This is a genomic window from Kiloniella spongiae (genome assembly GCF_001026905.1).
GTDB lineage: Bacteria > Pseudomonadota > Alphaproteobacteria > Kiloniellales > Kiloniellaceae > Kiloniella > Kiloniella spongiae.
The window spans coordinates 300393-322354 of the sequence record NZ_LAQL01000007.1; the positions used below are offsets into that span (position 1 = coordinate 300393).

The window sequence follows — 21962 nt, forward strand, 5'->3', positions numbered from 1 at the left end:
CTATTCGCAATAAAGGCAATTGTTATGCAGCTATTTTTAATTGCAGTTCTTGCCAAATTTCCTTTAACGCCTTGACCAGATAATCAATGTCATCATCGCTGTGAACAGGTGATGGCGTTAGCCGTAATCGTTCTGTACCCTTTGGCACCGTCGGATAATTGATTGGCTGCACATAGATACCATAGCGGGACATCAGCGTATCGGTTATCTGTCGGCAAATCTTTGGATCGCCAACCATCACAGGGACAATATGCGTTTCCGAATCGAGAACCGGTAACCCAGCTTTTTTGAGGCGCTTGCGGGTTTCGTGCGCGCGATCCTGGTGACGGCTTCTCTCAAAAGCACTTTCTTTTAAGTGACGGATAGACGTCAGTGCACCTGCTGCGACGGCAGGGGGGAGAGAAGTTGTAAAGATAAAGCCGGATGCATAGCTTCTAATGAAATCAACAAGGCTGGCAGATCCTGTAATATACCCACCAACAACACCAACGGCTTTACCCAGAGTTCCTTCTATGACATCCAGACGATGGGACAGGTTTTCTCTGTCAGTAATGCCGCCACCGCGTGGTCCGTAAAGACCAACAGCGTGGACTTCATCCAGATAAGTCAGGGCATTGTATTTATCTGCAAGATCACAGAAAGCTTCGATAGGGGCAACGTCGCCATCCATTGAATAAACTGATTCAAAGGCAATGATTTTGGGGCGGGCAGGGTCGATTTCCTTGAGCTTGGCTTCAAGGTCTTCGGGGCTGTTATGTTCAAAAATAACCCTGTCCGCTTTACTGTGGCGAATACCTTCGATCATGGAAGCATGATTCATGGAATCAGACAGAACAACACAGTTTGGCAGTTTTGATGCCAGTGTACTTAGTGCGGCCCAGTTTGACACATAGCCAGAGGTGAAGAGCAGCGCGGCCTCTTTTTGATGCCAGTCGGCCAGCTCTCTTTCAAGCAAGACATGGTAGTGATTGTTGCCGGAAATATTGCGTGTGCCACCTGCACCTGCGCCGCATTTATCCAATGCTTCGTGCATTGCAGCAATAACTTTGGGATTTTGTCCCATACCCAAATAATCATTGGAGCACCACACGGTAACCGGGCGTGTGCCATCTGTACCATAGTGGGTTGCGTTGGGAAACTTACCGGCCTTACGTTCCAAGTCAGCAAAAACACGATAGCGACCTTCTTCTCTCAGGTCCTCTATCGCCGTACTGAAATACTCTTCGTAGTTCATGTTGCTCTTCTCGCCTAACGTGAGCCGTTTAATCCGGCTTGTTTTTACTTGTATACAGGCATTCCTGAAACAAGCTTATCAGCTGTTGAATTAATGAATAGTTTATCTGAATTCAACAACAATTCGCACTCTAATACGCCGTTATTATAACACCAACGCGACTGAACGACGCATAAAGATTCATATTCTTTATACACAACAGTGTTATCGCAGTTTGAATTGGTGGTAATTGATCGATGTCAATTCTAAGAATTCTCTGATTTGTTTAATGTGTAAAATGAGACGTCAGATTAGGTTACAGTTTAGTCGCTATGAATGTAACATCAGGACTCTGTAACGCATCATATCTGACGAAGGGTTAAATCATGCCTTCTGCTTTGACCCAATCCAGAGTTTTGGCCAATGCGATATTGAAGCGTTCAATTGTTTGATCAACTTCATCCGTTGTGATGATCAGTGGCGGACAGAAGGCAATTGAATCACCCATGTTTCTAATAATCAAGCCTTCTTCTATTGCGCGCTCGTTTAGATAGGTTCCCACTTTTCCAATAGGATCGAAACTCGCTTTTGTCTCTTTGCTTTGAACCAGTTCAACAGCGGCAATCAAGCCAACACCACGTACCTCGCCAACCAATGGGTGATCTTTAAACTGGGCTAGACTTGCTTGTAGATATTCGCCTACCTTGGCAGCTTCAACGAAGAGATCGCGTTCTTCGTATATTTTTAGTGTTTCCAGCGCAACGGCAGCACACACCGGATGTCCTGAATAGGTATAGCCATGTCCCAGTACGCCAATTTTGGCAGAGTTATCCGCGATACCTTGATACAACTCGTCCGTAATCATAACTGCTGAGATCGGCAGGTAAGAGGAACTCAAGGCTTTGGCAACGGAAATAATGTCTGGTTTCATTCCAAAGGTTTCACAGCCAAAAGCATTTCCCGTGCGGCCAAAGCCGCAAATGACTTCATCAGCAATCAAGAGAATATCGTATTTTTTCAGAACAGCCTGAATTTTCGCCCAATAGTCCTTTGGTGGAATGATAACTCCCCCTGCGCCCATAACTGGTTCCCCGATAAAGGCGGCGATAGTTTCTGGTCCTTCGTCGAGGATCATTTTCTCCAAGTCATCCGCCATACGGGTCGAGAAATCGTCTTCACTTTCTCCACCCTGCCCAAAACGCCAGTAGTGGGGACAGGAAGTATGAAGAATATTGTCTATTGGTAAGTCGAAATCAGTGTGATTTGCGGGCAGGCCTGTCATGCTGGCACTAGCAACTGTTACACCGTGATACCCTTTGATACGGCTGATGATCTTTTTCTTTTCCGGACGTCCGATTGCATTGTTGTAATACCAGACCAGCTTGACGACTGTATCATTAGCTTCTGATCCGGAATTTGCAAAGAAGACCTTTGACATGGGAACAGGTGCCATGGAAAGGAGCTTCTCTGATAACTCTATCGGCGGGATGGGGGTTTTGTGTGTAAAGCTGTGGTAATAAGGCAGTTGCTTCATTTGTTTGTTTGCAGCTTCAATTAAGCGCTCTTCCCCAAACCCCAGTGAGGTTGACCAAAGCCCAGCCATAGCCTCGATATAAGAGTTTCCTTGATCGTCGAATACATTGATACCTTTTCCATGAGTAATGACCAGCGGTCCTTTTTCTTCGTGAGCGCGGGCATTGGTGTAGGGGTGAAGGCAATAGGCAATATCGCGACCTGCAGTAGAATTAGGGGCAATGGTGCTGGATGTATTACGCATCTGGGAATCCTGTTCGAAGATGTTTGCATTATTTTTTTTGATTACAGCCGAGACAAGAGAAGACTTCAAGCATAGAAATGAATAAGGTTATGTTTTTATTTACAAACGTTTTTGTGGACTAATTTTTATGTGAAAAAAATACCTTAGTTTTAAACTCTGGTAATACTTATTGTATTAGGTTTAGGCTTGAAAATAAAAATTAACTTAAGCAGTGATTAGTAATTTGAAAGTTTAAGATATCAATGGCTTTTAAAAATGTGGACGAGGGGTTCCAAGGGTTAAGAATAGAGTTTGCTGATCAATGCCGTGTTGTGACAGATGAACTCGAAAGTCTGTTAAATCAGGTCTATGATGGCAAGCAGGATGCTAATACTGCTATCCAGCTTATTCGTCGCGAAATGCACAACCTTAAGGGACAAGGAAGTGTTTTTGGATATCCGGTGATATCCATGATTGCGCATCGTTTGGAAGATTATCTCGCAAAAGAAAATGGACTTGAGATTACGAATATCAACGAAGTTAATATCTATCTGGATCATATTCGTGGAATAATTAACAGCGAGAAACTACCAACTGAAGCAGAAACGACAGAGCTTCTAAGGTCCCTTCCTCAATCAGGTTTTTCAAATCATAGCGATGTTGAAATCGAAGCGATTTTGGAAGAAGTTGAAATCATGGCTGTGACTTCGAGCAAGTTACACCGTCATCGACTGGAAAGCACTGTGAACAAGCCTGGTTGGCGATTGATTTCTTTTACCAGCACACTGAATCTTTTGGAAAATGCATTGGCAAGCCCCCCGAATGGCGTGATCGTTTCTGGCGAATTGCCATCAATGTCCGGCATTGAGCTCGCAACTGTCTTCCAAGCATTGTCAAAATTGAAAGATGTTCCGTTTGCCATCTTAACGAGCCGCCCTAAAACAGATAATCATTTTAAAAATTTGCCGGATACGGTCGAATACATCTCTACAGGACAGAGTTTCCCTGAGGATGTGAAGCGAATTATAGAAGTTTTCTCTCCTCAAACCAGCGTTTCTGTTCCCAAAAACATCAAACTCAGTTCCTCTAAAGCACCTCTGAAACGGCTTGAAGTTCTTTTTGCTGAGGATAATAGGATTAACCAAATTCTTGTTCAGCGGTTCTTGGATGAGCATCCCTTTAATGTGACGTTGGTTGAAAATGGCGTTGACGCCGTTGACGCTTGTATAAATAGAAAATTTGATATCGTATTAATGGATGTGATGATGCCAAAAATGGGTGGTGTTGAGGCAACAGAAACTATTCGAAAGCTTAATAAGCCTTGGGTAAAAGATATGCCTATTATTGCTTTGACAGCAGATTATTCTGCAGAACATCAGCGAAGCTATATAAAAGCTGGAATGAATGACTGCATTGGGAAACCTATCGATCCAGATGATCTGACCCGCATGATTAGAGATTTGACGGAATGATTTATTATTCGAGATAAAGCGTTCAGATAAGAACACAGAAACTTTATGGAACGTGATAAAAAAATTGGTAGATTAAGTAGTAGAGTATCAGTTTAGAATTTTGTGTGTGGCCTCCTTTTTATAAAAGGTGATTTGATGATTAGCACTTTTCCTGATGTTTTCCGCTCATCGCTTGGAAAATTGAAACTGTTACCATTCGGTTTTGTCGTTGTAGCAGGTGTTTTTTCTTCCTATTGGACAACTGCCATCGCTGCTACATCTCCTCAGCGCGTACAGATCGAAGGTGAAATTATTGACACCTGGTGCTACGTCACTGAAATCATGGGAGATGCACAGGGAACGGCACATCATCTCTGTGCGGTTTGGTGTGCGATTGGCGGCATTCCTGTCAGTATTCTGGGCGATGACGGGCAGGTATATATGGTTTTACGGGTTGAGAACGAAGACACGAATGTTGCCAACCCTACCATTGTAAAGATCCAGACCCATAAAGTGATAGTGGATGGTGACCTCTATGAACGTGATGGTGTGAAGTATCTTTTTGTTGATCAGGTCGCTGATGACAAAGGTGTGGTTAACCTGAACCACGAAGATTATGGCATCATTCCTTTCGGAGAATAGAGACATGAGAATTTTTTCTAAACTACTGGTGACATCAGTTTTCTCTCTTTCTGTTGCTCTTGGAACCGCGCATGCAGCGAATGAATGGGGTATAGAGCACGAAGAAGCCAAAGAATTAGATGGTAAAGTCGTTGATCTGGCTTGTGAGTTGTCCGGGAACTGTCCTGCTAATTGTGGCGATGGCAAAAGACAACTGGGTCTTTTACTGGAAGATGGAACGCTATACCCGGTTGTCAAAGGGGGAACAAACTTTGCCGGTGGAACAGATGATTTGATTGGTCAGTGTGGTAAATCAGTGCATGTGGATGGTCTTTTGATCAAAGATCCTTTGATGACAATTTACTTTGTCCAACGTATCAAATCTAAAGAAACAGGCGAGTGGTCTAAAGCCAACCAATGGGGCAAAAGCTGGAAAGCAGCTAATCCTGGTAAAAAGCTTGGTCGCTGGTTTCGTGAAGATCCCATCGTCGCAAAGATTGTGGATGAAAGCGGTAAACTCGGTATTCCCGGTTTGGTTTATGTGGAAGAGTGATTGATGAAACTTGGTTCTATATCGGGATACACTTGTTTTAAGTATTCTGTTTTATTGGCGTTTTCAGTATTAGTTATGGCTACAGGCGTTACTTTCGCTGCTGAAACCAGTGTCACGCACGAAAGTCATTCAACTACGCATAAAAAGTCATCAACGCATGACAAGAAAGCTCCAAAAGGGCCTGCAGCACTGGACACTTTGTTTGGTGGCCCTTTTGAACTTGAAGATCACACGGGAAAAACGAGGCGTGATAGTGATTGGGATGGCCAGTTTAAGTTGATCTTCTTCGGCTATACGAACTGCCCTGCGATCTGCCCGACAACCCTGAGTGATATTACGGATGCTCTCGATTTACTCGGTGAGTCTGCCAAGAATATCCAACCCATTTTCATTACCGTTGACCCTGAACGGGACACACAAGAAGTGTTAGCCGATTATGTCACTGCTTTTCACCCCAGTTTGGTAGGGCTGACAGGTACCGAAGAAAAGATCAGTCAGGTTGCAAAAAGCTATCGGGTACAGCGTCACAAGATACTGTTATCTGAAGAAGACCATTCTAACCATGGTTCAGGACATGGTATGGATGATGACGTGAATTATGACGCAGCGCATAGTACCCTTACATACTTGATGGATCGGCATGGCAAGTTCGTGACGCTTTTCCCCTATGATACCAGAGGTGATGTTATGGCTGAGCGCCTAAGGGGATATTTGCCCGGAAATTCTTAAACCGGAAACTCTTAAACCGGAAAATATTCAAGTAGGAGGTTTCTGGAAGTGATTGAAGAGGAAGTGAAAAACTGATCTAAGAAGAGGGGTGTTTCTTTTCCTTTTCTGTATTATTCAGGCCTTTTCCCATGCTGATTGTTTTTGAGAGTATATTTCCGATCTTTGCTATTATTCTGCTTGGGTTTGGCCTGCGCAAAAGCAATTTTGTCCCCAAGGAACACTGGCGGGTTCTTGAAGAACTTTGTTTTTGGATATTTTTCCCCTGTATTCTGGCTACGACGCTGATCAAGGCGGATCTTTCTGCAATTGAACTGGGACCTTATGTCTTTACTGCACTTGCCATGATGGTGAGCCTTGGTCTTTTCACTCTCACTCTATGGCCTGTACTGCAAAAGCTATGGGGAACGCGTCGGGGGCAGTTTTCCACTGTTTATCAGACGGCGACCCGTTGGCACGGCTTCATTGCACTCGCGATTGTTCTGAAACTATATGGACAAGAAGGCGGAGCGTTGATCGCACTGGCAATGGCGATTATGGTGCCATTCCTGCAAATAACAAATATTTTTATTCTGGCTACATTTTCTGATGCAGATGACCAATCAGGGCCGTCTCTCTCGAAGATTACCAAGACCATCGTGATTAATCCTATCCTTTGGGGTGTTTTGACTGGCCTTGCCCTTAACCTGTTTGATGTAACTGTGTGGGAACCTGCCATGACAATGGCGGATCTTTTGGGACGGGCTGCGCTGAGTATGTCGTTATTAGCCCTTGGGGCTGGGTTAAGCCTCAAGGCTGCTCTCAAGCCCTCGAAAGAGCTATTGGTGGGGGTGATTGGCAAGTTATTTGTCACTCCCGCCGTTATGGCTGGTTGGGCTTTGTGGTTTGGTATCTCAGGTTTGTCGCTTTCCGTCCTTATGGTTTGCGCATCCGTACCAACAGCTATGAACGGTTATTTGCTGGCCAAAAAAATGGGGGGTGATGCTGACCTCTATGCCGCGACGTCTACAGTACAGACCGTTGTGTCTTTTTTCAGTATTCCTCTGGTTTTATGGTTGGCTAAAACCTATGCCAGCGGACTTTAATTTTTGATCATTTTATGCTTTAGGCGCTTAAGATCTGATCGTACAATCTGCCTGTGAGCTATCGCGACTGGGAACATATAGAGACGCCCAAACAAGTTATGGATTTTAACTGATGATGTAATGGTTAGCTCTGTTTTATCTGTCGTTATACAGGTCATCACGTCCAGATGTTTGTCCCTTGCTGTCAGTGTCAGAACATTTGGTGATATATGTTCTACCAGAAAGAAGTCGAGTTGGTCTCCAGTTTGTAAATTACTTGGCCATTGCCCTGAAAAACCTTTGATGGGTTTGATGCCAAAACAGGACGATATTCTATCGCGAATTAGAAAAGCGAGTTTCATCACAGGGATAGGATTTGAGATAATCGCCCGCCATGCTTCTGATGTCGTAATTTCCTCGGACAAAATGACAGATTACGCATCGTAAAAATCGAGTTTCTCTCGTGATGCCAAGAGGTGTACGGTCGGGTTTTTGGAAAGAGGAAAATGATTTGTCATCAAAATATCAGATACTGAATTCAAGTATTGCCGTCTATATCTAGGTTCGAAGTTACGGATTTCAATTATCTAGGGGCTGCAATGTTCTATAAATGGAGCGCGATGTTTTGTTGAAACCATTGTTCCGTTGACTCATCAGCAGGGAAAAAGGTTTCCATACGAATATCTTCTATCGTTGCATCGTTTGATAGGCCGACGGTCGTGATCATTGAAAAGAGTGTAATGTCATCCTGCCCAAGCTTAAATTGCATTGTAAGCAGGGGCGGGGAATCTTCTTTGGTTGTTAGATTTCGGGCTTCACTGGCACCGGGCAGATTATTTAGTTCCTGAAGAAGTTCAAAAGCTTCGTGGTCATTTGGGCGTCGGGCAACTTCCAATTCAAACAGCCGCATCAGGCTCTGTACCTTTCCATCCCAGTTATTCAGGCTTTTACGCACCTTGCCTGGTTTTAAAAGTGCTCTTAGCATATTGGGGTCGCCATCATGGCCCAGCATTTGAAAGAAAACACCTGCCGCCGAGTTTGCTTTTTGTAAGTTCCATATTCGATCGACAGCAACAGCTGGATATGGATTATGGCTTTCCAGGATATGATTGATCGATGCATTCACTGCGGTGCGTGTTGCTTCTGACCAGTTTCGGTTGCTTGTGCGCGCGGCAAAGCCAGCGGTTAACATCAGAATATCAACTTCAGACGCAGGTAAATTCATTGCCTGACCAAGCTGTTGGATAGAATAGCGGCTTGGTTTGGATCTACCGGTTTCCAGAAAACTGACATGCCTTTGTGACAAACCAGCTTCTAACGCGAGATCTAGTTGGCTGAAGCGGCTTTTCTTGCGCCAGTTCTTCAATAGCTCGGGGAAAGCTTGTGAGGTATGGGAGGTTTGATAATTCATGAAGACATTATTTCGGGATCGTAAGTTAAAGTCTATTACTTCCGAGGTAATTGAATTCCGTTTTTACATCCTAGATGGTTGGCGGAAATAAATTGAGGAGAAGACAAATGCCAAACAGTTTCCCAACCTATTTATGTGCCCGTGTATTTCTGGGATTCAACGCAGGATTTTCTATTCTAACCGGATTTGCACTCATTCTCTTTCCAGATTTCATTGCCGAGATAATGTTAACCAAAGAGATATCCTGGATCTCTGAGGCATTTGTTGGGTTAGGAGTTCTGTTATTGGGTTTTGCCGTTAGTCTTGTTGTTCTGGTTCGGGATCGCTTTTTGTCCAAACCAAAAATAGTGTCTATTTCTGCTGCTGATGTGGGGTGGGTGGTAAGTAGCGGTGTTGTTTTGTTGTTATTCAGTGACTTTCTCACCAGTAAAGGTGTTGCTGTTATTATTGGTGTGAATGTCTTTGTCGCTGTTTTTGCTTTGGGGCAATTTATGGGCGCACGGGTTACGGTGGCAGCATGATATATCCCTATATTTTTCCTGGATCTTATTCTCCTTTGTGGAGCGATCAAGAAAATGCATTATAGCTCAACAGGCTGTCCGTGGGGGGTGCGTAAATAGGCTTTGCGCCACTCTTCTTTACGCAAATTCATCTCTTCAGACGTGATATCTTGTTTTTGTGTAATGATTTTCTCAAGTACATTGAGCCAGTGATTGTAATAGGTATTCCCGAGATCCGGGTCGCCATTGGCTTGAGCAAGCTTGATTTCCTGACTGAACATATCAACCCATTCTGCCCATGTGAAATGGCCTTCATCACAAAGACGCACAGCTAGCGCAAAAGCCTGTGCCTGCCATGGTTCGGTAAACACGGGGCCGTCTGCGTCGGTCGGGATTTGTGGAAGATTACGACAAAAATGTTGGGTAGTATTGCTCATGCCAGTTCCATGTAATTTTGCCAGAGATCAACGTGTATCGTTGTATCGTTGCCATCCCCCCACAGTTGGTTGCCGTCAAAAGAGACATTGTAGAGGTGTTGGCCAATTTTATTTCCCTGTGCGTTTTCATCCGGGAAAATAAAGCTGCCGTAGTAATCAGTGATGATGCCTTCATGTCCGCGAATATATCTCGGTACGCGCGTATGTCCTGTGGGGTTGAGCTGCAGGACCTTGATTTTATCGCCGATCTGGAATTCTTGACGATCATCTGTTGCCATATCACATGGTCCTCCGGATGAGAGGATACCTTGAACGGCTGATGCCGGGGCGCATTTTGCCGTGAGTTCTTCAGGTGTTGGGTCGATTGCTTTTGCTTGTTTCAGCTCTTCTGGTGAGACAACACCGTGTTCGACCAAAAGTGTTTCCAGGCCGGTTAGCCAGTTTTCATAGTAACTGTTGGAAAGGTATTCCACGGGATGTTGGCGTTCCCTGGCAAAACGTGAAATGTCGATGTTCCACTGTCCAAGCCATCCGGCGGTCAAGGTTAAACCAAGAGCGCGTTTTTCCCATTCCGCATGAAAGGTGGGTTCTTCTCGTTCAGGCTCCGGATTGATCGGACCTAATCCGTGCATTCCACCGAGATCATGTGCGCCGTTCATAAAGCTTTTCCTATCATGAATGTTTCTCTTGATCGAAGTTTATTGATCAAGGGGTTTTGTCTGCTTTTATTGCGTGCAGTTTTTCGAGTGTTTGCGCTTGTTCTACACCGATCATGGAATTACGCGTTACGAGTTCTTCAAGCTCTTCAGCTGTCCAATCCTCTGTGCCTTCCGGACGCTGGGGAAGGACAAGAAAACGCATTTCCGATGTTGAATCCCAGACGGAGATTTTCACACCTTCGGGAAGCGTCGTTCCAAACTCTGCCAGAACACCTTTGGGATCGGATACAGCCCGTGCCCGGTAAGGAGCCGATTTATACCAAACAGGGGGCAGACCAAGAACAGTCCAAGGGTAACAGGAACAAAGGGTGCAAACGACGAGGTTATGCCGGGTGTCGGTGTTTTCTACCACCTTCATGTGTTCACCCTGACGCCCTGTATACCCCATGGAATGAATTGCCTTGTTCGCATCCGAGAGTAACAGAGATTTAAAGTCAGGATCTGTCCAGGCTCTTGCCACGACTTTTGCCCCGTTTCTCGGCCCGACCTTGGTCTCATAGGTTTCAATAATTTCATCAATGGCAGCAGGATCGACCAGCCCCTTTTCCACAAGAAGGGATTCAAGCGCTTTGACTCTGAGTGCCGGATCAGAAGGCGGGTCAGTATGGTCGTGTGAATGATCGTGTCCCATGGTACGTCCAGTTTTGTATGTTTTTATGATGCTGATTTTGATGTCTTAGGGGGTATGCTGGTGAAAGTATGAGGCAAAAATTTTCATAAGTACAACATGATAAGTACAAGAGTTGTGATAAATAACGATTATTGATTTCACTTGTGATATAGCGTTCAAATTATGGCCCTGAATTATCTCAGGGCCTTTGATGATGAATTGACCTCAGAACTTATTTCAATGATCAAGTTTCGTAACCAAATATGGGCCGGATCATCGTGTCGTCTTTCATTCCAAATTATTGATGGACTAAAACCCTCTATCTCAATTGGTAGTTCGAGTATTTCTACGGGCATTGCCATTGCCATGCGATGGGCGAGGCGACGTGGAAGAGATAAAATCATATCGCTCTCGGCAACTAACATAGGGGCGGCAAGAAAATGCGGAAGCCGTACAGCTATTCTCCGGCTGAGATTAAGCTGTGTCAGGGCTTCATCAACAACATTTTTCCCATGACCTGTGATTATTACCGATATATGTGATAAAGCGATAAAACATTCCAGGTCCCAATGCTTTGTCAGTACGGGATGATCGCGACGGACGAGGCAGACAAAATCTTCATTGTACAGGGCCCGTTTATGGAAACGGTCAGGTAATTTATCATAAACACCGATTGCTAAATCTACGTCTCCTTGCACGACCAATTTTACATTATCGCCCGATGGAGCTGCAATCTCCAGATCAAGATTTGGTGCGGTCTCTGCCAATTTTGACAGCAATTTTGGCATTAGTAAAAATGTCATATGGTCAGTAGTTGCAATGGACACGCGGCCAGAAGCCTCATTTGGTGAAAAAGTTGATGGAGCAACGATTTGCTTTGCTTCTTCTAGTAACTTGGCCACAGGCTCGGATAATGACGCGGCCCTTGGTGTCAACTCCAGGCCTCTCGCCGTGGGAATAACCAATTTATCGCCCAGCATTCGACGAAGACGCCCTAAACCACGACTTGCAGCTGGTTGACTAAGACCAAGTTTTTGGCCTGCACGCGTGACACTGCGCTCTTTTATCAAAGCATCAAATAATTTTAAGAGGTTAAGGTCAATGTTATTAAAATTCACTTCACGCATTCTAAGAATTCTTTTTATGCATTCGAGTAATGATGGTCCTGTCTATATGATTTTCGATACAGAAGCCACTGCGATTTCATAATGAGAGAAAATCATGACTAAAACTGAATTATATGCTGTGACCGGTGTTAGCGGACGTACAGGCGCAGCCGTTGCCCGAACTTTACTCGCAGCAGGTAAAGGCGTGCGGGTGATCGTGCGTACCCAGGCCAATGGTGCCGTTTGGGCCAATCAAGGTGCAGAGGTTGCTGTCGCAAATCTTACAGATATAACAGCATTGAGTAATGCGCTCTCAGGAACCGAGGGCGCTTATATCATTAGCCCACCGCAATACGCACAGGATGAGCTTTTTAAACAGGCTGATGTTATGGCAGAGACGATTGCCGAAGCATCAATAAAAGCACGGTTACCAAAATTGGTTGCCTTATCTTCTATCGGAGCTGACAAATCGAAAGGCATTGGCTTGATCAGCATGAATAGAACATTAGAGCAAAGTCTGGAGCAGACGGGATTGCCTGTCACATTCCTGCGTGCTGCCTACTTTATGGAAAACTGGAGCCCTATGATTCAATCCGCATTACAGCAGGGGAGTTTTTCAAGTTTTCTATCCCCTCTTAATCGGAAAATTCCTATGATCGCAACTGATGACATAGGTCGTATTGCTGCCGAAGCCTTAAATGAGCATTGGGAGAAAACACGTGTCATTGAGCTGGAGGGTCCGAGGCCATACTCTCCCAATGATTTAGCAAATAGTTTAACTCAACGTTTGGGGAAAGCTGTGAATGTAAAAGCTATTGCTGAAGCAGACTGGGCCAAGGCACTATTGGGTTCAGGAATGTCTGCAGCAGCTATAGATGGTTTTATTACAATGACTCAAGCTCTTAATTCCGGCCACATTGGTTTTTCTGATAAATCTAAAATCGATCGCCGGAAAGGCAGTACTACTATTGATGACATCGTGACTGAAATATCGTCATAAGTTGTTTTCATTGATTTGAAACCCTGGATGCGTTTCATCATTCGTTCCAGCTTTTCATCATCAGACAGAATCACATAATTTCTGATTTATTTCAGGTTTTTTTTGTGATGTTTATTAAAGACCGATGCTCTTTTGTCATAGAGCATCGGTCGAATATTTGTCGAGGTATTAATTATAATCCAATCCAGACTAATCCTGCTCCGCTGAGAGCCGAAATTAGAAGAACGCGGGTGAGACTCCAGTGAAGCTTCAGGATCAAAAAGCCACAGATTGACGAGAGTAAAATAACCCGCCAGTCCAGTGAGCTTAACTCAGGGATCCAGACAGTAAGGGGGCCATAGGGTTCTGCCTCTACTTTGGAAAAGAAAACATGTAAGCCAAACCAGATGGACAGATTTAGGATCACACCCACGACGGCGGCGGCAATGCCGCTCAAGGCGCTGCGTAATCTTGGCTGTGCGCTGATCCAGTCGATGTAGGGGGCGCCGACAAAGATCCACAGAAAGCAAGGGGCAAAAGTCACCCATAGTGTGACCAGAGCACCGAGCAAACCTAGGGTGAGGCCGCCTTCACGGAAAGCAGCGATAAAGCCGACAAACTCTGTCACTAAAATCAAGGGGCCGGGCGTGGTCTCGGCCAGCCCCAGTCCGTCCATCATCTCCCCGGCAGTTAGCCAACCAAAATGAATGACAACATCCTGTGACATATAGGCAAGAACAGCATAAGCGCCCCCGAATGTAACCACAGCAAGCTTGGAAAAGAAGATCCCGATGTCATTGAGAATGGACTGGGGCGCGTAGATGTTTAACAAAACCAGTGGGATCGCCCATATCATAAGCCACAGGATGATGGTACCGAGGGTTTGCTTGAGATTACGGGTATGTTTCCTGACTTCTTCAACGACAGTTGTATCAGCATTGTTGCGGAGAAAGCCGAACAAGGCGGCAACGACAATGATCATGGGAAAGGGCAGATTCAAAAAGAAAATACCGATAAAGGCCAATCCCGCAATGATCCAGTGCTCTGGCAGATGCAGAACTTTTTGGGCGACGCGATGCAGTGCCTCGATCACAATGATCAAGACACAGGCTTTCACACCAAGGAACAATGCATTTACAAGCGGGACATCCCCAAAGAGGGCATAGATAGTAGCGAAGGCCAGTACGACCAGTGCACCGGGAATAACAAAAAGCAATCCCGCCAATAGACCACCAAGAAAGCCATGTAATCGCCAGCCTGTATAAGTAGCCAACTGCATAGCTTCGGGACCAGGCAGCAACATGCAAAAACTGAGGGCATTGAGGTATTGTCGTTCGCTTAACCATGTACGCTCTTCGACAATCATGCGATGCATTAACGCAATTTGAGCTGTTGGACCGCCGAATGACAGCAGTCCGATTTTAAGCCAGACATGAAACAACTCTCCCATAGATGGGTGAGCAGAGGCAGTTGATGCTGCCTCTTGGGATGTAAGCTCTGATGATTTACTATTATTTGACATATTGTTTTCTATAGAAGACATGACCTACTCCCCTTTTGAGGGGCGGTGGGAATTGGGAGCTGGCCAATCATGACTTTCGTCCGTGGCATCACGGGCCCAGCGATAAAAGGCGTCATAGAGTGTCATGCCAGCATCCAGTTGTTGCAGGTCATCCTTGTACATGCGTGATAATCCGAGAGATGCGGCAAGAAGACCTGCTGCTTCCGGTGCCAAATCATGCCGGTTGGTATCTGCGCCGCGCACTATTGTGGCCAGTCGTTTAAGAGGTTCCGTTTCAAGGCAGAACTCTTCAATCATCGTATCGAATGTGCATTTTTCGCCGCGGTGGCTCCAATAGACATCTTCAACATCAAAAGGTGTGGCATTGAATTTTTCTGCAACGTCTAGAACTTCTGATGCTGTTACATAGAGGATTTGGGCGTTGCGGTCGATAAAGCGGCGGATCAACCAGGGGCAGGCCAAGCGGTCAATCTTGGGACGCAACCTGGTCACCCATACAGTTCGCCCGTCAATGTTTCTATCCGGAATTTTTTCCACAGGAACCAGCGGATTGTTTGCTTCTTTCCAGCCGAGAAATCCCCCTTCAAGGCTTTCAGTTCGCACACCATGATCGCGCAAGATGGCCGCCGTTCCCTGGCTGATCTTTTTTCCCTTGTGACAACTGACGACCACATGTTGGTTCTGCAGAGATGGCGCCAAGGCAGTGATGTTCTGAAAAGGATAGCGAAAAGACTGCGGGATAAGTTTTGGATCTTCGGCAAAGTCTTCATCAATACGCAGGTCGATAATAACCGGAGCGTCCGGCGTGCCGACAAGACGGGATAGTTGGGATACTTTAATTTCATTTGGTGATGGCATAGCGCATCCTCTCACACATTAGGTGTTGAATCAGGATGCGAAACTTAGGCTGTCGCCTCACGGGGTGTTCGCAACCCCATGTCATAATTCTACGCGGTTATTTTCAGAGGTCAATCGAGCTTTGATGAAATTTTGAATTTGGAAATAAAGTAAGGGTCTTAGCTGGTGCCAAGACCCTTACTGACGTTATGTGCTTTTTATAGTGCCAGCCAGGCTGTGAAGGCATAGCCTGATACAATTGCACCAAATAGACCAAGCAGGAGATAGAGAGCGAACACGGGCTTTTTGACCAATGCGTATACTCCCATTGCGGCTGGAATTGAGGAGACTGAGCCCGCAAGCATAAAGGTCATGCCTGTACCCGCGCCCATACCAAGTTCAATCAGGCTGTTTATGGTTGGAATGGCGGCATAGCCGTTCAGATAGGCCGGAATACCGATGAGAGCCCCAAGTGGAATTGACCACCATTGCTCGTCGCCAAAAAGCAAGGCAACTTTATCGACAGGCAGATATGCGACCATCAGGCTTTCGAACAGGAACGCAAGTGCTAGCCATTTGAAAAGGAACCAGCCATTGGTCATGGCCTCGTTCTTGAAGGTCTCTGTACGTTTGGGATCGCGCCAGAACTTCCAATAGATTGTTGTGTCCGGTTTCTGATCAGTGGCACAGGACGATCCGCAGCCCCCTGATGTTTGCGGGCGCATGACTTCCTGAAAATAACCCGCCCGAACCATCAGATAGGCAATAATGCCACCCGTTGTTCCCATCAGAAAAGCAGCAATCGTTTTGAAGGTTGTGAACTCCAGACCAAAAACGGCGCTGGTTAGAATAAACATTTCGGGATCCATCAAGGGAGAGGAAATCCAGAATGCCATGACCGGAGCGAGGGGAACGCCCGCGCGGAGTAAGCCGGCAATCAAAGGAATAACACCACATGAACAGAAGGGAGACAGCGTGCCAAACAAGGCTGCAATGCCGATACTGACGATGGGATTGCCTGATGTTGTTGTGTTGATCTTGCTGTCGAGATTACTTGCCTTTGTATAGGCGGCGACACCAATGGAAAGAACAATAAAGGGGAGGATAGTAACGATGTTTTTTATGGCAAAAACAATCGAAGGCCAGAGCTGGTTTTGATCTAGGATGGCAATCAATACGAGGGTGAGTAAAAATGCGAGGATAACTTTATCCAGTCGCAAGCTGTTCAATTTTGTTATTTCAAGGAAGGACATAACATTACCTTGTTTCTGGAATAATCGAAATATTTGCGTAAGTTTTAAACAACAGAGATCTCTTCTTTTAAATTACAGTTTTTTTGCAGTTAGGCTTCCTGAAGCCCCTTACAGCAGTCTTCCATCAGATAGTCCAAAAGACTGTTTGTCAGTTGGTAATCCAGACGACAGCGCAAGACCCGACCTTCACGCGATTGAATTAGAAGACCTGATGTCATCATGTGCGAGATATGATGAGAGAGTGTGGAATGTGGCATATCCAACTCTTTTTGTATATCGCCGACAGCAAGCCCTTCGTCCCCAGCTTTAACCAGCAGACGGAACATCGCCAAACGTGCCGGATTACCCAGTTTTGAAAGACAGACTGCTGCTTTATCCAGTTCCATATCATCCTCAGGTATTATTTCTGTATTTATCGAAATAATACCTGAGAGACGGTTTGTCAAGCAGTGATCAATATTGGGGTGTTTTGAATGTCAGTGTTTTAACGTTTTGATTGCGAGATATATCGCTTGCCTTTTGTCAAAGATAAGTCGTGCCTAATAACAGGGTGTGGTAGTTTTGGACGAGGATCTGTTGGGTGCAATTGTTTTTAGCATTTTGATGAAGCGGCGTAATATTTTATGTGCAGTTTCACTGCGTTCTTTGCGGGCAATGTGTTCGTGTGAGTTGCGTGTATGTAACATGAGTGTCTCCTTTTCTTTAAAAAGAACTATCTCATCATTAATACTTTTGTATAATAAGCCTAATTTAAATAACACTTTTCAAAGTTTTTGCATAATGCGTCTTGATGATCTTAGATTTTTTGTTCGTGTGGCGACGTTGGCTAATCTTTCTGCGGCAGGTCGGGAGTTCGGTCTGTCACCTTCTGCAGCCAGTGCCCGCTTGGTCACACTGGAAAAGAATGTTGGTAGCCAGTTAATGTCGCGAACCACGCGGTCCATCGCTCTTACTGAAGCAGGGCAGATTTTTAAAGACCATGCTCTAGCTGCGCTTAAAGAGATTGATTCAGCTCTCTGCCAGCTCGATGAAAAAGCTGAAGAGCCCAGTGGTTCTCTACGTATATCCTGCAATATGTTTTTTGGCCGGAAACATATCCTGCCTTACCTCAATGAGTTCAGGGATCTTTACCCGAAAATTACCTTGGAGATGAGTTTTTCTGACCGCTTGGTGGACCTGATTGCAGAGGGTTATGATCTCGCTGTTCGTGGGGCAAAGCTACCTGATTCAAGCCTGCGCGCCAGAAAACTGGCGGGAAATCCAAGGGTGCTTTGTGCTTCCCCGGAATATATCGCCCGCAAGGGAGAACCGAAAACACCGAGTGATTTGAATGAACATGATTTTGTCGGGGTGAGTTTCATGCCCTACTGGTATTTCGAAGGCCCAAAAGGAGAGATTAGCTTTGATGCGACCTCTTCCATCATGGGGGATTCTGGTGATTACGCCTATGATGCTGCGCTATATGGTATGGGCCTAACTGTGAAATCCGTTGCCCATGTATGGGAAGATCTACGCGACGGGCGTCTAGTGGAATTGATGACAGATTATCCAGTAGCACGTAGTGGAGAAATTTGGGCTGTTTATCCTCCGGGTAATTTCACACCACCAAAGATTACGGCCTTTATAGATTTCTTGCGCGGAAAGTACGGTTCGCCTCCTTATTGGGAAACGGATTATCGAATTGGAGATCTGTTAAATAAATATGATATTTAATACATGATTCAATATTACTGTAGATGCTAAGTTTTTTATCTCTATTTTTTTATACGCCTATTAAGGGTATTTTTACATATTCATTATCAGTATTTGATGTTGCCTTATCTAAGAAAATTAAACGATGGGCTTAACCAGCGTAATATTTAGAAAATATATAAAATGTTATAGGGAATTAATAAGATGGTGAATTTTTCCAAAATATTTGGCATGAAAATATCAACAAAACTTCCCATTTTATTTGTTATTGTTTCTACTCTGTCGATATTTTTTGTCGGAATATTCAGTGTTCAAAATACATCATCCAGCCTTATTACCCAATCAACCCAAACTTTGGAAGCTTTGAGTGAGTCCCGAAGTTCTGCTCTGAATGATTATCTAAGTTTTATTGGGGACGACTTGGTTCTATTGGCGGGGAATGAATATATTCTAAATGCAATGTCCAACTTTTCTCGTGGATTTCAGGATGAAAAGAGATTGCATGAAAGTCCGCTCAAATCGCTACATGGAATCTATATTAATGATCAAACTGCAGAAGCAGTAAACCCAAAAGGAAATCCTGAAAAGCTTGGGGAGAAACATCTCTATGGCGGGCCAAAACTTGAAGGTGTTTATCATATCGAACATCAACGATTTCATCCCTGGTTTCGCGATCTCCTGCTTACGCGCGATTATTACGATATCTTTTTAGTCGATGTGGAAGGAAATGTTGTCTATTCGGTATATAAAGAGCTGGATTATGCAACCAATCTAATTAACGGAAAATATAATGATACAGGTCTAGCTGAAGCTTTCAATGCTGCTATGGAAAGTAAAAAGTCTGGTAGCCTCAGCTTTATTGATTTTGCGCCCTATTCACCTAGTTATGGGGCTCCTGCGAGCTTTATATCAACACCTGTCATTTCAAAGGATGGTGTTCAAGGCGTTTTAATCTTTCAAATGCCAATAAATAATCTCAACGCCATTTTACAGCAACGAGCTGGTATGGGTGAATCTGGTGAAACTTACCTCGTTGGTAAAGATTATCTTATGAGAAGTGATTCTCGGTTCTCGGAAGAATCAACAATTTTAAAATTGAAAATAGAAACTAATACTGTAAGTCAGGCCTTGGAAGGCAATAAAGGTGTTCAAATTATATCGGATTACCGAGGTATTGAGGTTATATCAGCTTATCAGCCGATAGATTTTCTTGGGATACGTTGGGCTCTTCTCGCAGAAATTGATAAATCGGAAGTTTTGATACCTTCTGATAATGCCCGAAATAATATTATTTTTATATCCTTAAGTATTCTTTTTGTGGTTGCCATAATAAGTTGGTTTTTTGCGCGCTCTATTATAAAGCCTTTGCAAAGATCAACATCGGAAATGCTAACGCTTGCGGAGGGAGATAAGTCAATTACGATCTCTAATGTCGATTCAAAAGACGAAATTGGGGATATTGCCGCCGCTCTGCAAGTTTTTAAAGATAACATGATCGAGTCAGATCGATTGATGGAAGAGCAATCTGCCGCAGAAGCAGACAAGTTAAGACGAGCCGAGGAAGTATCCGGATTTATTCAAGATTTTCAAAATCAGTCGGAAGAATTGATCGACTTGGTTACGGAAGTGGCATTGCGTATAGACAATGCAGCATCGACATCGGGTACAGAGACAACAACAACAGGAAATCGATCATTTGAAGTCGCGTTAGCAGCGGAGCGTACATCATCAAGTGTTGATTCAACTGCTGCTGCGGCTGAAGAATTATCAGCTTCTGTTTCTCAAATATCAGATCAAATAGCACAATCTTCAACTATTGTAGAAAGCGCGGTTACAGAAGTTGATCAGGCAACAAATATGGTTCGTGGGCTAGAGCAGGAAAGCCAGAAGATCAGTGAAGTTTCCGAGATGATTTCTGCTATTGCAGAACAAACAAATCTTTTGGCATTGAATGCAACAATTGAGGCCGCGCGCGCAGGTGATGCGGGGAAAGGGTTCGCTGTTGTCGCATCTGAAGTTAAAAATTTGGCTACTCAGACTGCTAATGCGACAGAGCAGATATCTTCAATGATTGGTAACATTCAAGGAGCGACTGGCAAGTCTGTTACAGCGATTGAACGCATTGGAACAGTCATAAATGATATCAACTCCACGACAACAGTAATTGCCAGTGCTATTGAGGAACAAAATTCAGTCACTCAGGAAATTGCACGAACTGCAAGTAGTGTTAGCACTGACGCCAATCTTGTACTTGATAGTGTTGGAACGCTTGCTTTGTCAGCGGCACGGGCTTCAAGAAAGTCGGTTCAAATGGTATGGGAAGCTAAATCTCTGGATGAAACAATGACTACCTTCCGGACTGAAATTCAAAGCTTCTTGAAAAGAGTTTCTTAAAGTTTTTCTGGGAACCCTTTACATCAAAGGTTGTGTCAAGCCTGAGATAAATACTAGATATTGGATTATTCAACGACACAAAATGGTGAGACTCTATCTATTTCTTTTCGTGGAGAGTTCGGGTTTCCCTATAATCCTAAAGCACAAAAAATCATCGAAGATCTTAAGAAAAGTGGGTGCTCTGGCTTCTCTATTGAATTGAGTGAATTGCAATCAATTGATTCTGCTGGCCTTGGTATGCTTTTACTGATTAATGACGCTGCTCAGGATAATGGAAAGAGCTTAGAGCTGTGTAGGCCAACTGGACAGGTTGAAAAGATGCTTGAGATTTCTAAATTCTCCGAGATCATTTCTATCAAGTCTTAGCTCCGGTAATATTAAAAGGGCGCTATGTAGCGCCCTTTGTTCAAGATCAAGTTTGTTAATAGATTAATCCGCTTTACCGCCACGGTCTTTTGACCATTCGTTTGGCTTGCTAAGGAAGGATCTTACCGTCACGAGGTTATCGTTTTCCAGATAACCTTTTTCTTCAGCAACTTTCAGGGCGTCCCACCATGTGGCGAGGGCATGCAGTGTCACGCCTTCTTTGGCGAGATCGGTGACAGATTGCGGATAGATGCCATAGTGGAAGAAAACAAAGGTATGATCACATTTACCGCCCGCATTGCGGATGGCTTCAACAAAGTTAAGTTTTGATCCACCATCTGTGGCGAGGTCTTCAACCAGAAGAACGCGGCTACCATCTGCCATGTAGCCTTCGATCTGTGCATCGCGTCCAAAGCCTTTTGGTTTTTTACGGACATACAGCATGGGCAAGCCCATGCGCTCTGCAATCATTGCGGCAAAGGGAATACCTGCTGTCTCGCCACCTGCAATGGCATCAATGGATTCATATCCAATATCGCGCTGGATAAGTTCTACAGCCATATCCATTAACTTGGCACGGGCACGGGGAAAGGAAATAATTTTCCGGCAATCAACATAAACGGGACTGATACGACCAGACGTAAAGGTAAATGGATCTTCCGGGCGGAAGAGGACAGCTTCGATCTCCATTAGAATTGAGGCTGTTGTTCTGGCGGTTTCGGTGATTTTGCTCATCGCTTGTCCGGTCCTTG

Annotated in this window: 23 protein-coding genes; 10 read left to right on the plus strand and 13 right to left on the minus strand. The window is 44.6% G+C overall.

Annotation, left to right across the window (positions count from 1 at the left end; translation table 11 throughout):
- Positions 1-22 precede the first annotated feature (22 nt).
- Together hemA and WH96_RS12655 are read right to left on the minus strand one after the other, a co-directional pair.
- Positions 23-1234 (minus strand): 5-aminolevulinate synthase, encoded by a 1212-nt coding sequence (hemA, locus tag WH96_RS12650; protein WP_047764509.1) that lies wholly within the window; start codon positions 1232-1234, stop codon positions 23-25.
- 358 nt (positions 1235-1592) lie between these two features.
- Positions 1593-2990, minus strand: coding sequence for an aspartate aminotransferase family protein (locus WH96_RS12655; protein ID WP_047764510.1), 1398 nt, complete (start codon positions 2988-2990; stop codon positions 1593-1595).
- Between the two features lie 242 nt (positions 2991-3232).
- Here WH96_RS12655 and WH96_RS12660 point away from each other — a divergent pair, with 242 nt between their 5' ends.
- From WH96_RS12660 to WH96_RS12680, 5 genes are all read left to right on the plus strand, one after another.
- Complete coding sequence (locus tag WH96_RS12660; protein WP_047764511.1) at positions 3233-4441, plus strand: response regulator; 1209 nt, start codon at positions 3233-3235, stop codon at positions 4439-4441.
- A gap of 135 nt (positions 4442-4576) precedes the next feature.
- Positions 4577-5062, plus strand: a complete 486-nt coding sequence (locus WH96_RS12665; RefSeq protein WP_204248194.1) for a hypothetical protein — start codon at positions 4577-4579, stop codon at positions 5060-5062.
- 4 nt (positions 5063-5066) lie between these two features.
- Complete coding sequence (locus WH96_RS12670) at positions 5067-5594, plus strand: hypothetical protein (RefSeq protein ID WP_053005898.1); 528 nt, start codon at positions 5067-5069, stop codon at positions 5592-5594.
- A gap of 3 nt (positions 5595-5597) precedes the next feature.
- Positions 5598-6323 (plus strand): SCO family protein, encoded by a 726-nt coding sequence (locus tag WH96_RS12675; RefSeq protein WP_047764512.1) that lies wholly within the window; start codon positions 5598-5600, stop codon positions 6321-6323.
- A gap of 128 nt (positions 6324-6451) precedes the next feature.
- Entirely contained in the window at positions 6452-7405 is a 954-nt protein-coding gene (locus WH96_RS12680; RefSeq protein ID WP_047764513.1) for an AEC family transporter, read from the plus strand.
- On the opposite strand, the gene WH96_RS12685 is transcribed toward WH96_RS12680, so the two are convergent.
- Positions 7402-7809, minus strand: coding sequence for a DUF2867 domain-containing protein (locus WH96_RS12685; protein ID WP_204248195.1), 408 nt, complete (start codon positions 7807-7809; stop codon positions 7402-7404). The genes WH96_RS12680 and WH96_RS12685 overlap by 4 nt on opposite strands.
- 179 nt (positions 7810-7988) lie before the next feature.
- Positions 7989-8795: a helix-turn-helix domain-containing protein gene (locus WH96_RS12690; RefSeq protein WP_047764514.1), complete on the minus strand. Its 807-nt coding sequence runs from the start codon at positions 8793-8795 to the stop codon at positions 7989-7991.
- 107 nt (positions 8796-8902) lie between these two features.
- Here WH96_RS12690 and WH96_RS12695 point away from each other — a divergent pair, with 107 nt between their 5' ends.
- Entirely contained in the window at positions 8903-9316 is a 414-nt protein-coding gene (locus WH96_RS12695; RefSeq protein ID WP_047764515.1) for a hypothetical protein, read from the plus strand.
- 59 nt (positions 9317-9375) lie between these two features.
- On the opposite strand, the gene WH96_RS12700 is transcribed toward WH96_RS12695, so the two are convergent.
- The 4 genes from WH96_RS12700 to WH96_RS12715 form a co-directional block, all read right to left on the minus strand.
- Entirely contained in the window at positions 9376-9732 is a 357-nt protein-coding gene (locus WH96_RS12700) for a nitrile hydratase accessory protein (RefSeq protein WP_047764516.1), read from the minus strand.
- A complete protein-coding gene (nthB, locus tag WH96_RS12705; protein WP_047764517.1) occupies positions 9729-10391 on the minus strand; it encodes a nitrile hydratase subunit beta in 663 nt (220 codons plus the stop codon). The genes WH96_RS12700 and nthB overlap by 4 nt, the downstream gene beginning before the upstream one ends.
- A 46-nt stretch (positions 10392-10437) precedes the next feature.
- Complete coding sequence (gene nthA, locus WH96_RS12710; protein ID WP_047764518.1) at positions 10438-11082, minus strand: nitrile hydratase subunit alpha; 645 nt, start codon at positions 11080-11082, stop codon at positions 10438-10440.
- Positions 11083-11255: 173 nt separating this feature from the next.
- A complete protein-coding gene (locus WH96_RS12715; RefSeq protein ID WP_047764519.1) occupies positions 11256-12188 on the minus strand; it encodes a LysR family transcriptional regulator in 933 nt (310 codons plus the stop codon).
- A gap of 94 nt (positions 12189-12282) precedes the next feature.
- On the opposite strand from WH96_RS12715, the gene WH96_RS12720 reads away from it, so the two are divergent.
- Positions 12283-13167: an NmrA family NAD(P)-binding protein gene (locus tag WH96_RS12720; RefSeq protein WP_047764520.1), complete on the plus strand. Its 885-nt coding sequence runs from the start codon at positions 12283-12285 to the stop codon at positions 13165-13167.
- 172 nt (positions 13168-13339) lie between these two features.
- Here the strand turns inward: WH96_RS12720 and chrA are convergent, their stop codons facing one another.
- From chrA to WH96_RS12740, 4 genes are all read right to left on the minus strand, one after another.
- The gene (gene chrA, locus WH96_RS12725; RefSeq protein WP_218045049.1) at positions 13340-14689 is read right to left on the minus strand and encodes a chromate efflux transporter; all 1350 of its coding nucleotides are present in this window, start codon (positions 14687-14689) and stop codon (positions 13340-13342) included.
- Positions 14690-14692: 3 nt separating this feature from the next.
- The gene (locus WH96_RS12730; protein ID WP_047764521.1) at positions 14693-15526 is read right to left on the minus strand and encodes a chromate resistance protein ChrB domain-containing protein; all 834 of its coding nucleotides are present in this window, start codon (positions 15524-15526) and stop codon (positions 14693-14695) included.
- Positions 15527-15723: 197 nt separating this feature from the next.
- Positions 15724-16758 (minus strand): permease, encoded by a 1035-nt coding sequence (locus WH96_RS12735; protein WP_047764522.1) that lies wholly within the window; start codon positions 16756-16758, stop codon positions 15724-15726.
- A gap of 89 nt (positions 16759-16847) precedes the next feature.
- Complete coding sequence (locus WH96_RS12740) at positions 16848-17204, minus strand: ArsR/SmtB family transcription factor (protein ID WP_245629489.1); 357 nt, start codon at positions 17202-17204, stop codon at positions 16848-16850.
- A 334-nt stretch (positions 17205-17538) separates the two neighbouring features.
- Here WH96_RS12740 and WH96_RS12745 point away from each other — a divergent pair, with 334 nt between their 5' ends.
- The 3 genes from WH96_RS12745 to WH96_RS12755 all read left to right on the plus strand — a co-directional run bounded on the left by WH96_RS12745 (position 17539) and on the right by WH96_RS12755 (position 21210).
- Positions 17539-18471: a LysR family transcriptional regulator gene (locus WH96_RS12745; RefSeq protein WP_047764524.1), complete on the plus strand. Its 933-nt coding sequence runs from the start codon at positions 17539-17541 to the stop codon at positions 18469-18471.
- A gap of 183 nt (positions 18472-18654) precedes the next feature.
- Positions 18655-20844: a methyl-accepting chemotaxis protein gene (locus tag WH96_RS12750; protein WP_047764525.1), complete on the plus strand. Its 2190-nt coding sequence runs from the start codon at positions 18655-18657 to the stop codon at positions 20842-20844.
- Between the two features lie 60 nt (positions 20845-20904).
- Positions 20905-21210: an STAS domain-containing protein gene (locus WH96_RS12755; protein ID WP_047764526.1), complete on the plus strand. Its 306-nt coding sequence runs from the start codon at positions 20905-20907 to the stop codon at positions 21208-21210.
- 63 nt (positions 21211-21273) lie between these two features.
- Here WH96_RS12755 and WH96_RS12760 read toward each other — a convergent pair whose 3' ends face one another.
- Entirely contained in the window at positions 21274-21945 is a 672-nt protein-coding gene (locus WH96_RS12760) for an orotate phosphoribosyltransferase (RefSeq protein ID WP_047764600.1), read from the minus strand.
- Positions 21946-21962: the final 17 nt, after the last annotated feature.